This window comes from Flavobacterium agri (assembly GCF_013401995.1).
Taxonomy (GTDB): Bacteria; Bacteroidota; Bacteroidia; order Flavobacteriales; family Flavobacteriaceae; genus Flavobacterium; species Flavobacterium agri.
Genome location: NZ_JACBJI010000004.1, coordinates 260,923 through 273,769 on the forward strand (window position 1 = coordinate 260,923; position 12,847 = coordinate 273,769).

12 protein-coding genes are annotated in these 12,847 nt (G+C 47.5%); 8 read left to right on the plus strand and 4 right to left on the minus strand.

The window, feature by feature from the left end:
* Positions 1–5: 5 nt before the first annotated feature.
* Complete coding sequence (locus HZF10_RS11340) at positions 6–1,016, minus strand: alpha/beta fold hydrolase (RefSeq protein ID WP_176006321.1); 1,011 nt, start codon at positions 1,014–1,016, stop codon at positions 6–8.
* Positions 1,013–1,840, minus strand: coding sequence for an alpha/beta hydrolase (locus tag HZF10_RS11345; protein ID WP_176006322.1), 828 nt, complete (start codon positions 1,838–1,840; stop codon positions 1,013–1,015). The genes HZF10_RS11340 and HZF10_RS11345 overlap by 4 nt, the downstream gene beginning before the upstream one ends.
* A 229-nt stretch (positions 1,841–2,069) precedes the next feature.
* Here HZF10_RS11345 and HZF10_RS11350 point away from each other — a divergent pair, with 229 nt between their 5' ends.
* From HZF10_RS11350 to HZF10_RS11370, 5 genes are all read left to right on the plus strand, one after another.
* The gene (locus tag HZF10_RS11350) at positions 2,070–4,316 is read left to right on the plus strand and encodes a histidine kinase dimerization/phosphoacceptor domain -containing protein (RefSeq protein ID WP_176006323.1); all 2,247 of its coding nucleotides are present in this window, start codon (positions 2,070–2,072) and stop codon (positions 4,314–4,316) included.
* On the plus strand, positions 4,309–6,249 hold the full coding sequence (locus HZF10_RS11355) for a sigma 54-interacting response regulator (RefSeq protein ID WP_176006324.1): 1,941 nt from the start codon (positions 4,309–4,311) through the stop codon (positions 6,247–6,249). The genes HZF10_RS11350 and HZF10_RS11355 overlap by 8 nt, the downstream gene beginning before the upstream one ends.
* Before the next feature lie 107 nt (positions 6,250–6,356).
* On the plus strand, positions 6,357–7,373 hold the full coding sequence (gene fbp, locus HZF10_RS11360; protein WP_176006457.1) for a class 1 fructose-bisphosphatase: 1,017 nt from the start codon (positions 6,357–6,359) through the stop codon (positions 7,371–7,373).
* Positions 7,374–7,510: 137 nt separating this feature from the next.
* Entirely contained in the window at positions 7,511–7,813 is a 303-nt protein-coding gene (locus HZF10_RS11365) for an ArsR/SmtB family transcription factor (RefSeq protein ID WP_176006325.1), read from the plus strand.
* A 73-nt stretch (positions 7,814–7,886) separates the two neighbouring features.
* Entirely contained in the window at positions 7,887–8,834 is a 948-nt protein-coding gene (locus HZF10_RS11370; protein WP_176006326.1) for an LLM class oxidoreductase, read from the plus strand.
* 65 nt (positions 8,835–8,899) lie between these two features.
* Here the strand turns inward: HZF10_RS11370 and HZF10_RS11375 are convergent, their stop codons facing one another.
* A complete protein-coding gene (locus HZF10_RS11375; RefSeq protein ID WP_176006327.1) occupies positions 8,900–9,331 on the minus strand; it encodes a tellurite resistance TerB family protein in 432 nt (143 codons plus the stop codon).
* 216 nt (positions 9,332–9,547) lie between these two features.
* Here HZF10_RS11375 and HZF10_RS11380 point away from each other — a divergent pair, with 216 nt between their 5' ends.
* Genes HZF10_RS11380 through HZF10_RS11390 form a run of 3 tightly spaced genes read left to right on the plus strand, consistent with a single transcriptional unit; the run spans position 9,548 to position 12,150 of the window.
* A complete protein-coding gene (locus tag HZF10_RS11380; RefSeq protein ID WP_176006328.1) occupies positions 9,548–10,138 on the plus strand; it encodes a HupE/UreJ family protein in 591 nt (196 codons plus the stop codon).
* Positions 10,139–10,141: 3 nt separating this feature from the next.
* A complete protein-coding gene (locus HZF10_RS11385) occupies positions 10,142–10,573 on the plus strand; it encodes a deoxycytidylate deaminase (RefSeq protein ID WP_176006329.1) in 432 nt (143 codons plus the stop codon).
* Complete coding sequence (locus HZF10_RS11390; RefSeq protein WP_176006330.1) at positions 10,570–12,150, plus strand: S41 family peptidase; 1,581 nt, start codon at positions 10,570–10,572, stop codon at positions 12,148–12,150. The genes HZF10_RS11385 and HZF10_RS11390 overlap by 4 nt, the downstream gene beginning before the upstream one ends.
* Positions 12,151–12,240: 90 nt before the next feature.
* Here HZF10_RS11390 and HZF10_RS11395 read toward each other — a convergent pair whose 3' ends face one another.
* The gene (locus HZF10_RS11395) at positions 12,241–12,846 is read right to left on the minus strand and encodes an FAD-dependent oxidoreductase (RefSeq protein ID WP_176006331.1); all 606 of its coding nucleotides are present in this window, start codon (positions 12,844–12,846) and stop codon (positions 12,241–12,243) included.
* Between the last annotated feature and the right edge of the window lies 1 nt (position 12,847).

A 12,847-nucleotide genomic window follows, 5' to 3' on the forward strand; every position in this document is an offset into this window, starting at 1 on the left:
TTTTGTTATTTCGATAGGAAGAAAGCGAGCAGATCTTTTTGTACCTGTGCCGTATTTTCTTGCACGAGCCAGTGTCCCGAACCTGCAATTTTGGATTCGCTCACGTTTTCGGCCACCAATTTCGAATGGTCTTTGAGGAAAGCGGCCGCGAAATATTCGCCACCCATCGCCAATAGCGGCATTTTGAGTTTGGTTTTCATGAATTCCTTGTTGTCTTTGCCGTCCTGTTCGAATGCGCCGAACCATTTGAAGCTGTCGGTCGTGGCGTCTTGTGTCGCATAGGCGCGTACGAATTCGTTGGTTTCTTCGGCTGTGAACGGATCTTTCACATGACCGACCATCGGCCAGAAATTAGTCAGGAACTCGCGTTCTTTCCCTTTGACGATGTTGCCCGAAGCCGGCCAGTTGAAGAATCCGAACCACCATGCGGAGGCTGAAACCTGTGACCATACGGGTTCGATTCCAGGCAAGAGCGCATCCATAAGCGCCAGTTTCTTGACTTCGGTCGGAAATTGGGAAGCGTAGGCGTAGGCGACCATCAAACCGATGTCGTGTCCGGCGAGGTTGATCTGTTTGTAACCCAATTGGGAGACGAGTTCGTGTATGTCTTTTGCCATGTTTTTCTTTTCGTAGCCCGATTCCGGTTTGCCCGATTCGCCGACGCCTCTCAAATCGGGAGCGATTACGGTGAAGTGTTTCGACAATTCGGGCAAGATGCGGTTCCACATGTACCAATTCTGGCCGAATCCGTGTACGAGAACCAAAGGTTCGCCCTGGCCGCCAATCACGTAATGGATGCGCACTCCGTTCACCTGTGCAAAATCGCTTTTGAATCCTTTTGGTGGTGCGGCCGGAGTTGTTGCAGCCGTAGTGTCGGGCACGGACTCGACATGAAGTGCGATTTTTTCTTCTTTTTTGGAGCATCCGACAACCGTCGACGTCAAAGAGAAAATTACTAATGTCGTGCTGGCGATCAGGGCCAGACGGCTTTTCTGGAAATAGTTTTTTGTTTTCATAAATATTGATTTTTAAGGGTTTTATGATTGTATTGTAGGCGTTCTTGTTCTTTGATCCAGTCGGATATGTACGAAGCGATTTCTTCCCATCCGGGTTGTCCGAGCACGAAATGGTTTCGTCCGGGAAAAAGTTTGAAATCTGTGATAGAATCGAGATCGCTGTACTTTCTGTAATTGTCTTCGTTGAGCGAAGCCGGAATCGTATTGTCGTTTTCACCTGCGATGAACAGCAATGGCGCATGCTCACTCGAGAAATCGACGCTTGCATCTTTGGTGATCGTGTCGCGCACCACGAGTTTGGATTCGGGGATCGCATAACTGAAATACGAAGCTTCCTGCCAATCTTCGGGCATGCCGTTCGTGAAAGCGTATTTCCATTGCTTTAGCGACATGAAGAAGGTTTTCTTTGGCGAAGTGAAGAATCCGAGCGGACCCCATCCGGCTTTGTAAAAAGAAAAGCGGAACGTGAAGATGCCGCGAGGCGGTACGGAATGGATCGCGACGGCCATGCTGGCTTTTTTCTTGACCGCGAGCAGTTGTGCGATCAGTCCTCCGATGGAATGTCCTATGACAATTGGCGGTTCAGGCTGTTTGTCGCAAATGTCTTCGTAGAATTCGATGAGGTCGCGCAGCCTGATGGCGGCCACTTGTGCATCGGGATGTCTTTTGCGCAATATGTCGGGACTCGCGTCTTTTCCGGGCCATGCAGGCGTGATGGTCGTGTAGCCGTGTTCTTCGAAATACGCAATCCAGTTGTTCCAGCTGCTGTGGCCGATAAAAGCTCCGGTTATGAAAAGGATCGTTTTGTTGGCATTGGGTAACATGATATGATCGTTTAGTGTTGACATCACTTAGCCAATACTCATGCCTTTGTTTTAAATTATTGATTTTCAATTATTTATATGTATTTGTATTTATTGATTCCAACGACATTTGGTTGACATGTCGCCTTGCCAACGATATTTCGTCGGTTTTTGGATTCAAGCAGTTTTGTTTCCTTTCTTTTTGAGATACAGATTTTTATATCAAAATTGCATGGGAATCGCGATACTTATGATGAGAAAGGTCTCCATATCGACTTTGGTTTTGCATGCCATGACGCTTTTATTCGGCTTTCAACTGAACGCGCAAGCCGTCTTTAAAAATGAAGATGACGTATTAAAGTCCGAAAAAATGTTGGCGAAGCAAGACAAAGACACGGTGCTCGCGAACCGCTATTTCGAAATTTGTTTTTGGTATCTCGACAATAAAGCGTCCGAATCCCAAAAAATCCGCAAATATTGCAACGCGGGCGGGAAAATCAGCAACGAGCTCAAGTTTTCGTCGGGTAAAGGCAAGTATTTCCTGATCATGTCGCGGCTTTACCAAAACGACCATAAGTACAATGATGGCATCAAAGCATCGACAAGTGCGATCACCATGTTCACAGCCGTGCGCAATTACAATCTGTTGGGTGAATCTTGGGTGATGTTGTGGTCGAACCATTCGCTTAACGGTCTTGCGAATGAGAAACGCATCCCCTATCTTTTAAAAGCCGCTACCTTTTTCAGTAAAGCCCGTAATTTCAAGCGCGAAGGCGATTGTTACAAAGAAGCGGGCGACATGAGTCAAGTCGTAGGCAAAGCCGGTGAAGCGTTGAATTATCTCAAGCTCGCCGCCGCCGCTTACAAAAAAGCCAAATACGACCGATTGCATGAGGTTTACGATTTGCTCGGACGCGTCTATGCCACGTTAGGAGATTACAAAGAAGCGATCAAATACGGTTGGCTTGCGGTAAAAACCGCCGAAAAATTGGGCGACGACAGTTTGCTCATGTGCACGATCTACAACAGGCTCGGTTCGTCTTATGTGCAATTGCAGCAATTTGACGAAGGCTTGAAGCATTACAAGAAAGCATTGGCCTACGCCGAACGTTACCATGACATGGACGGCATGATCACGATGGTGTTCAATATTGCCGAAGTGCTGCTCGCCCAAGGCAAGGAAAAGGAAGCGCTTACATTTACGAAGACGATGCTGGCGAAATATCCCGGATTCGCCAAAACCGAAGGCACGCTTTGGGATTCGTTGCTGCTGCATCTGTACGCGGTCAACGGGCACATGAAAATGGCGCAGAAACACGCACTGCAAATAGAGCGGACGTTGTCTTCGGAACCTACAGATTACAACAGCTACAGCAATACGGTAAATACGCTGCTCAAATATTACGACTACATCAAAGACTACAAGAAAGCCCAATTGTGGGTCGCGAAACTCGACAGCGTTTCCAAACGCACCGATTCGGGAATCAACCGCGATAAAATAGAGTTCTGGAAGTTCAAATTGGATTCCATCAACGGCAATTACAAAGAAGCGCTGGCCAGTTTCCAACGACTCAAGAAAATTACCGACAAGGTACTCACCGAAGCAAAAAGCAGGCAAATCAACCAGCTCGGCGTGCTCTACGAAACCGAAAAGAAAAGCAAGGATATTTTGGTGCTCAAACGCCAGGCGCTGATCCAGCAAAGCAATCTCGAAAGGGAAAAACTCATCCGAAACATAATCCTCGGCGGATTGGTGTTGTTGACGATCATCGCGTTCCTGTTGTACAAAGGCTATCGGCTCAAACAACGATCGAACGCGATGCTTAAGACGCAACAGGCCGAAATCCACGATAAGAACGCCTCGCTCGAGCATTTGCTTCAGGAAAAGGAGTGGTTGTTGCGCGAAATCCATCACCGCGTAAAGAACAACCTTCACATGGTGACGGGCCTTCTTGAAAGCCAGACCGAATTCATCAAAGGAAAAGAAGCGAAAAAAGCCATTTCAGACAGCCAGCACAGGATCCAGGCCATGTCGCTGATCCACCAAAAACTGTATCAGACCGAAAACCTGTCGATGACCGACATGCCTTCGTACATAGCCGACCTCGTCGATTACCTGCAACAATCGTATGAGGAAAATTCGGGCGTGCGCTTTATTTTGGACATCGAGAAGGTCGATTTTCCACTGTCGCACACCATTCCGCTCGGGCTTATATTGAACGAGGCGATCACCAATTCGTTCAAGTATGCGTTTCGGGACCGTCAGGATAAGTTCATCCGCATCCATCTCAAAAAAGAAGCTGACGGTCGTTTCCTTTTGGAAATCATCGACAACGGCATCGGGCTTCCAGAAGGTTTTGAATACGAGAACGCCTCGTCCTTGGGCACGCGCCTCATTTACGGCCTGAGTCAGGACATCCATGCCGATATCGCCATGTATTCCGATAAAGGCACGCACATCGACATCCGTTTCACTTTGCCGCAACACCATGAATAAAGAGACCAAAATACTTATCGTAGAAGATCAATTCGTAGAAGCCAACCACTTGCAGCTGATGCTCAAGCGCGCGGGTTATCAGGTAATCGGCATCGCGAGGACGGTTCCCGACGCCAAAAAAATAATCGCACAACAGCGGCCCGGTCTTGTGTTGCTGGATATTTTCCTTTCGGGAAAGGAAACGGGTATCGACCTGGCACGATTCCTCAAGGATGAAAACATCGCGTTCATCTATCTTTCGGCCAATTCGAACGAAAAAGTGCTCAACGAAGCCAAAGCCACGCATCCGTACGGATTTTTGGTCAAGCCGTTCCGCGACCGCGATTTACTCGTGGCGATGGAAATTGCGCAATATCACCAACAGAACGGCATCGAGGCCATGATGCGTATGGAATCGACATTCCAAAAGAAAGTGCGCGAACTCATTCCCGATGCGCTTACTTGGGACGACCGTATTTTTGCGCTGTCGAAAGCGATGCAGCCGTTATTGCCGTTCGACGTCGTCGTCGCCGTTTATCGCACGGGTTCGCAAGACACCGACAAGACCGTGGGTTTTATGAGGACGGGGTTTTCGGAATATCAAAAACTCGGAATGCCCGAATTCCAAAACATCACGACGCTCAAGGAACACGAAGTAAAGAAATTGCAGTACGATATTCCAATCGACCAAAAAATAACGTTGTACGCGAACGACGATTTCGCCAAACTGTGCCGTACGGTTTCGATGAAACAGCTTATGGCGACTTCGTTCGGTGCGCGAAGCAACATCACGTTTCCGGTAGACTTATCGGTTGACGGGGCAAGTTTTTTCCTGTCGTTTTTCAGTCGCAAACCCAACGGATTCGATGATTCGCATGTCGAAATGTGCACGCGTATCAAGCCTACGGTCGCTTCTGTGGTTTCTGAATTTATCGCTGCCGAAAAACACGGAAAATCGAAAGAAAAAAACCAACAACAAAGCAAACCCGAGTCTGGAGATTTCGAAGGGATAATCGGCAAAAGTCCGGTTTTATTGTCGGTATTCGATAACATTCTTCAGGTTGCGGCCGCCGAGACCACGGTGCTTATTTTGGGCGAAAGCGGTACGGGAAAGGAACGCATCGCTTCGAGTATCCACACTATTTCTCCTAGAAAATCGGGGCCTTTCATCAAGGTGAATTGTTCGGCTCTTCCGGCAAATCTTATCGAGACCGAATTGTTCGGACACGAGAAAGGATCGTTTACAGGTGCATCCGAAAGACGCATCGGCAAATTTGAACAAGCGCACAAAGGCACGTTGTTCCTTGATGAAATTGGCGAAATGCCGATAGAAATCCAGGCCAAACTGTTACGTGCGATTCAGGAAAAAGAAATCGAAAGGATTGGAGGCACCACGACGATCAAAGTAGACGTCCGCATCCTGGCCGCGACGAATCGCAATCTGGAAAAAGAAGTCGCCGAAGGCCGTTTCAGGCTCGATTTATATTATCGCCTCAATGTTTTTCCTATAGAAATCCCGTCGTTGCGCGAGAGGAGAGAAGACGTGCCGCGATTGGCAAAACATTTTCTGAGACACTTTGCGGCGAAGAACAACAAACCCGTCGAACGCTTGTCGGAGCAAGCTTTGAAAAGCCTTCTCAATTACAACTGGCCGGGCAACATACGCGAACTCGAAAACCTTATGGAACGCAGCGTATTGTTGAGCCGGACCGATACGATCGAGGAAATTCCGCTTCCGCAAAAAAAGGAAATCGACGAAACGAGCAGCGGTTGGTATCTGAAAACCATCGAAGAAAACGAGCGCGAACACATTGAAGCCGTCTTGAAACGCGTCAACGGACGGATTCGCGGTGTTGGCGGAGCTGCCGAGATTTTGGGCGTCCCGCCGACCACTTTGGCTTCCAAAATCCAAAAACTTGGCATAAAACGCATCAACGGGGAAATCGACGAGTGATTAATCCGCATTGATGGGATAATCAGGCTAATTATAAAAGATTCACAAACTCCCATTTGAAAACGAGGGCAAAAACACGATATTTGCACCACTATATCGATTTCGAAATGGAAGAACGCAACAAAACCCTCGGTGAGTTCATCATCGAAAAACAGGAGGATTTCCGATATTCTACAGGAGAACTTTCCCGAATCATCAACTCTATACGCCTCGCGGCCAAGGTCGTGAACTACAAGGTCAACAAGGCTGGATTGGTCGACATCATCGGTGCGGCCGGTGAAGTCAACATACAAGGTGAAGACCAGCAAAAGCTCGACGTTTACGCCAATGAAATATTTATCCAGACGTTGATCAACCGCGAAATCGTATGTGGAATCGCGTCTGAGGAAAGCGACGATTTCATCACCGTTTGCGGATCGGACAACTCGCACAGCAACAAATATGTCGTTTTGATGGATCCGCTTGATGGGTCGTCCAACATAGACGTGAACGTTTCCGTCGGGACTATTTTTTCGGTCTTCAGACGCGTAACGCCAGTGGGGACGCCGGTTACGTTAGAAGATTTCCTTCAGCCCGGAACGCAACAGGTTGCGGCGGGTTACGTGATTTACGGCACGTCAACGATGTTGGTTTATACGACGGGCCACGGCGTGAACGGTTTTACGCTCAATCCGGCGATCGGGACGTTCTACCTGTCGCATCCGAATATGAAATTCAAGGAAGATGGCACGATCTATTCGATCAACGAAGGCAATTACGTGCATTTTCCGCAAGGCGTGAAAGACTACATCAAATATTGCCAGATGGAAGAGGGCAACCGTCCGTACACGTCGCGTTATATCGGAAGTCTGGTGTCGGATATCCATCGCAACATGATCAAAGGCGGCATCTACATCTATCCGACAAGTTCGAAAGCGCCCGACGGGAAACTGCGCCTCATGTACGAATGCAACCCGATGGCGTTCATCACCGAACAGGCCGGAGGAAAGGCGTCGGACGGTTTCAGACGCATTCTCGAGCTCAAACCGACCGAACTTCACCAACGTGTCCCGTTTTTCTGCGGAAGTAAGAAAATGGTCGAAAAAGCTGAGGAATTCATGGCGAAAGCAGAGTCGAACAGTTAACAAAACAAGTTTTTACGTTAGGAGTGCGGGGCAAATGTCCCGCATTTTTTTTGGATAAGATCGGACAAGATGTTGACGCAAAATGGTTTAACAGTTTTTTAATTTGTCATATCGAGAAATGTCGATATATTTGTGTCATGAAACTGAAACAAGTAGTAGAAATCGGTAAATGCCTGTCGAACCAAACGAGGGTCGAGATATTGGAATGGCTAAAGAATCCCGAGGCAAATTTTCCGCCGAACGAATCCGGAATATCCAATAAAGAAGGTGTTTGTGTAGGTAATATCCAAGAAAAAACGGGTTTGTCGCAATCGACGATCTCGACGTATCTGGGAAGTATGGAGCGTTGTGGTTTACTCCATATGGTGCGCAACGGCAAGTGGTCGTATTTCAGCAGGAATGAGGAAACCATTCAGGAATTCATAAGAAGCATCCAATAAAAAAATTTAAAATAACGTATCGACAAATAGCGATATATAAAAGAATAAAAGTCAAAATTAAAGCACATTAAAAATGGAAAAGCAAGCAGTACAACATAAAGGATATCAACGGCTTTTTGAGCCGCAAAAACTCAGTTTCGGATTGATTGCGCCGATGAAAGGGTATGCGAACAGCCCGTTTCCCGACATGAACGATCACGAAAATTTGGTAAAAAGGACAGAAGACGCCGGTTTTGGCGCAATTTGGTTGCGGGACGTGCCTTTTTACGATCCGGGTTTCGGAGATGCCGGACAACTTTATGACCCGATGGTTTACGCCGGATGGCTCGCCGCCAAAACAAAAGACATCGTCATCGGTACGGCTGGTGTGGTGTTGCCGTTACGCGACCCTATTTTATTGGCGAAACAAGCGCTAAGTCTGGATCACCTGACCAACGGTCGTTTTATTTTAGGAATCGCAGGCGGTGATAGACCCGACGAATATCCGGCTTTTGGAATCGATTTTGAAAATCGGGCCGAGCGTTTCCGCGATGCCGTAGAAGTGATGAAAGCCGTATGGGAACAGGATTTTCCTGTCCATAAAAGTGAATATTACGGTCAATTGACGGGAAACCTCGACATGGTTCCGAAACTCAAAAGCGGGCATCTTCCGCTTATCAATATCGGACGGGCGCGCCAAAGCCTGACCTGGATAGCCGAAAATACCGACGGCTGGATCTGGCACGGACCGCAAGCGCGCGATGTAGCCGGTGTCATGGACATGTGGCAAAGACGAAACGAGAATGAATACAGTCCGTACGGTTATGCGCATTTTTTCGATCTCGACGAGAATCCGGATGCGCCGGTACAGGTTTCGGGAAACTTTTTGACGGGCGGAAGGAATCATCTGATCGAATACTGGGAAAACCAACGCGAGCAAGGTCTTTCGCACATGCTGATGAATCTGAAACCGTCACAACGCGACCCGAAAGCGATACTCGACGAATTCGGCGAACATATTCTACCCGTATTCAAAAAATGAGAATTGACAAAACAAAAAAGCCGGACTGTGGAAGTTCGGCTTTTTATTTTTATGTTTCTCAGGCACTACTTATTCATGTGCGTCATCTCGTACATAAACGTATCCGAATCCACTTTTCCGTCTACAAGCTTCAACGCTTTGTCTACGATATAATCGACGTTACCCGGCGTGAAGCCAAGCGCCAAACCGAACTTCCTGAGAAGTATTTCCTGCTTGTCGCCCAATTGGTGGTCTACGTGTACCATGCGCGCCAAATCGTAAAGACGCTCTAAACGCTGAGAGTACAAATAAGGCGGGTTGATCGGGTATTTTAAAGGGTTTTCGAGGATTTCCTCGTATTCTGAAGATGAAATTTCAAGTTTGTCGGCCAATTTGTTGAGGAAGCTCTTTTCCTCGGGATTCATGATCCCATCGGCCAATGCCACACGTACGATGGCAGAAAAATGTCCTTTGTTGCGTGTTTTGAATTCGCTGTCGAACAAATCGGAAAATGACATGGTTTTGCTGTTTTTTAATTTGTGCAAATATAGCCGTATTGTGCATTTTAACTTGGTGTTTTTGCGAAAAAATTAAAACAATTCGGGCAAAATCCCGTTTGCTGTACAAACCTGCAAAAGCAAGGCTTATGCAAAAAAATCGTATGTTTACCCAAATCCCAAGTCACTAGAAAAGAGTTTGCCCTAAAGCTCTTCTGACGACACAACGAACAAAACATGTCAGAATTCCAAATCTACCTTGAAACCGGCCTGCATCACGTGCTCGACATCGACGCTTACGACCACGTACTTTTCCTGATCGCCTTAACCGTTCCGTATACGTTCAAAGACTGGAAGCGCCTGCTTTTGCTGGTCTCTATTTTTACGATCGGACATACGCTTGCGCTGATATTGTCGGTGTTCGGAATCGTGATGATAAAAGCGAGCCTCGTCGAATTTTTGATTCCGATCACGATCCTGGTCACGGCCGCGTTCCATCTTTTTACCGCCGGAAAGACCGCGAAGTCAGACAACATAAACGTCGTGGGCTTTATCACGCTTTTTTTCGGACTGATCCACGGGCTTGGTTTTTCTAATTATTTTAAGTCAATTTTACCAGGAAACCCATCCGAAAAGCTAGTACCTTTGCTCGAGTTTGCCCTTGGCATCGAAATCGCCCAACTGATTGTCGTACTGGCCGCTTTGATCGTTTCGTACATCGTCCAGACGTTTTTCAGGTTCAACAAACGCGATTACGCTTTGGTGGTTTCGGCCTTCGTGATCGGAGTTGTGATCCCGATGATTCTGGGCAGCGAGATTTGGAAGTAATTCATGGAAGAAATAAAACTGAACAAATATGACAAGGCCTACCTGCGTATCGCACGCGAATGGGGTCAATTGTCGTACTGCAAGCGCAAAAAAGTGGGCGCCATCATCGTAAAGGACCGCATGATCATTTCGGACGGTTACAACGGTACGCCATCGGGTTTCGAAAACAACTGCGAAGACGCCGAAGGACTCACGAATTGGTACGTGTTGCACGCCGAAGCGAACGCGATCCTCAAGGTTGCCAGTTCGACCCAATCGTGCGAGGGAGCGACGTTGTACATTACCATGTCGCCTTGTCGTGAATGCAGTAAACTGATCCATCAGGCGGGAATCAGACGCGTGGTTTATCAGGAAGCTTACAAAGACAATTCTGGCATTATATTTTTGCAGAAAGCCGGAGTGGCGACCGAGCACATCGCCGATCTTGACGAATGAAGAACAACCTGAAATATTTGCCGATTTTACTTTTCGGGACGCTCGCTTTGGGCATCCTGATTGGCGGCATGCTCAATTTTCCGACGCAATCGCTTACGCCTAAAGCAAGCCTTCACAAGAACAAGCTCGACCGGCTGATCGACTTCATCGACAACGAATACGTCGATAAAGTCAATACGGACTCTATCGTAGACGTGACCGTAAACAGCATTTTGGGGCAGCTCGACCCGCATTCGGTCTACATTTCTCCCGATGAGCAGGAAGAAGTCGCCCAAAGCATGAAAGGGGATTTCGTGGGAATCGGCGTGAATTTTTACATGTACAAAGACACGGTTGCCGTGATCATGCCTGTGGAAAACGGGCCGTCCGAAAAAGCCGGGATTTTGCCCGGAGACCGCATTCTATACGCGGGAAAAACCAAACTTTTCGGAAGGAAATTACCGACAGACAGCCTGTTCACCAAACTCAAAGGAGCCGAAGGTTCGGCCGTACAACTGACGGTTTTCCGCAAAAGCACGAACAAGACGTTCAAAGTGAACGTGACGCGCGACATCGTACCGATCAAAAGCGTAGACGTAGCGACGATGCTTAACGCGACGGTCGGTTACATCCGCATCAACCGCTTTGCCGAAACCACTTACGACGAATTCGAGGATGGTTTACAAAGACTCAAGAAAAGAGGCGCCAAAGAAATCGTGATCGATCTTCGAGACAACGGTGGCGGTTATCTTGAGAAAGCCGTCGAAATTGCCGATGATTTCCTTTCGGACAAAAAACTCATCGTGTTCACTAAAAACAAGAAAGGCCGAACTGACCGCACGTACGCGACTTCGGGCGGAAGTTTCGAAAACGGCAAAATAGACATCCTTATCAATGAAAATTCGGCTTCGGCCAGCGAGATTTTGGCAGGCGCGATACAAGATAACGACCGCGGTACGATTATCGGAAGGCGTTCGTTCGGCAAAGGTCTCGTACAACGCGAAATGGATTTCGAAGACGGATCGGCCGTACGACTGACCATCGCACGTTATTACACACCGACCGGGCGTTCGATCCAAAAAGCGTACGACAAAGGCAAAGACGACTATTTCAAGGATTTCGACAAGCGTTTCGAAAGCGGCGAATTGTACGAAAAAGACAGTATCCACATTGCCGATACGCTCAAATTTAGAACCCCGAAAGGTAAAATCGTATACGGAGGCGGCGGTATCGTTCCCGACGTTTTCGTACCGTTAGAAGTCGAGCACGGTGACGAAGGCGTGGCTTATCTGATGCAATCTGGAGCCGTGAGTTACTTCGTTTTTGAACAACTCGACATGCATAGAAACGATTTCAAAGGCTTGTCGTTCGAACAATTCAAGGACAAAATGGAAAAAGATGAGGTGTATTACGTCAATTTCCAAAAGTACCTGCAACGCAACGGGCTAGAGCTTAAAATCGATAAAAACCGCTCACTCGTGAAGCGTTATCTCGCCGCGGAATTCGCGCGACAACTGTTCGGTGAAGAAAAATACTTCGATATCGTTTTGCCCGGAGACGCGATGATCAAGGCGGTTCTGGAAGGCAAAACCAATTAGAAAAGCAAAAGATTAAGCCACGAATTACACGAATAGCACTAATGATTAGTGTAATTTGTGTAATTCGTGGCTTTAAATTATTCTACTCTGTTATTGTTTTTTGTCGTGGCTCTGTGCATCGATTCCGTTGTTGAAAACAGTCATGATGTCCGTCGCGACCGCAGCTCCGCTTCCCGCTGCAATCGATAATTGACTTCTCCAACCCGCCAAAGTCCCGGCGACGTAAATCCCTTCTTTTACTTTGTGGTCGGTGTTTTTGAGTTGGATGCGCTGCTTTTCGACGATCGATTTTTTATGTGGCTCGACAAAGTCCATCAAACCATCAATCATAAAAGTGTTCGAATAGCCGACCGCGACGACGATGTTTTTGGCTTGATATGAATTCTTGTTCGTAACGACCGTATATTCGGGGAATCCGCCTTCTATTTTCATCACTTTTTCGGCTGGAATCTGATCGATGTGCGGATACAATCCGGACAACTGTTCCAAACTCGACACCAACAAATCCGCGCCAAGCGTACCCGGTGCGATTCCGTAAGCGTTGTTGAAAAGCGCTTCCTGTAAATTCGATGTCTTTTGGTGGGTGATGATGCCGATTTTCTTGTCGGCCATGAAGTGTTTGTTTTTTGCAGATCCGAAAATCAAGGCACTGGAAACGCCTGCGACGCCTCCGCCGATAATCAAAACGTCGTACATT

What these genes read in the sequence shown, in the direction of transcription:
- HZF10_RS11340 (WP_176006321.1), bottom strand. Translation starts at nt 1,016, where the DNA reads ATGAAAACAAAAAACTATTTCCAGAAAAGCCGTCTGGCCCTGATCGCC.
- HZF10_RS11345 (WP_176006322.1), bottom strand. Translation starts at nt 1,840, where the DNA reads ATGTTACCCAATGCCAACAAAACGATCCTTTTCATAACCGGAGCTTTT.
- HZF10_RS11350 (WP_176006323.1), top strand. Translation starts at nt 2,070, where the DNA reads ATGATGAGAAAGGTCTCCATATCGACTTTGGTTTTGCATGCCATGACG.
- HZF10_RS11355 (WP_176006324.1), top strand. Translation starts at nt 4,309, where the DNA reads ATGAATAAAGAGACCAAAATACTTATCGTAGAAGATCAATTCGTAGAA.
- fbp (WP_176006457.1), top strand. Translation starts at nt 6,357, where the DNA reads ATGGAAGAACGCAACAAAACCCTCGGTGAGTTCATCATCGAAAAACAG.
- HZF10_RS11365 (WP_176006325.1), top strand. Translation starts at nt 7,511, where the DNA reads ATGAAACTGAAACAAGTAGTAGAAATCGGTAAATGCCTGTCGAACCAA.
- HZF10_RS11370 (WP_176006326.1), top strand. Translation starts at nt 7,887, where the DNA reads ATGGAAAAGCAAGCAGTACAACATAAAGGATATCAACGGCTTTTTGAG.
- HZF10_RS11375 (WP_176006327.1), bottom strand. Translation starts at nt 9,331, where the DNA reads ATGTCATTTTCCGATTTGTTCGACAGCGAATTCAAAACACGCAACAAA.
- HZF10_RS11380 (WP_176006328.1), top strand. Translation starts at nt 9,548, where the DNA reads ATGTCAGAATTCCAAATCTACCTTGAAACCGGCCTGCATCACGTGCTC.
- HZF10_RS11385 (WP_176006329.1), top strand. Translation starts at nt 10,142, where the DNA reads ATGGAAGAAATAAAACTGAACAAATATGACAAGGCCTACCTGCGTATC.
- HZF10_RS11390 (WP_176006330.1), top strand. Translation starts at nt 10,570, where the DNA reads ATGAAGAACAACCTGAAATATTTGCCGATTTTACTTTTCGGGACGCTC.
- HZF10_RS11395 (WP_176006331.1), bottom strand. Translation starts at nt 12,846, where the DNA reads ATGTACGACGTTTTGATTATCGGCGGAGGCGTCGCAGGCGTTTCCAGT.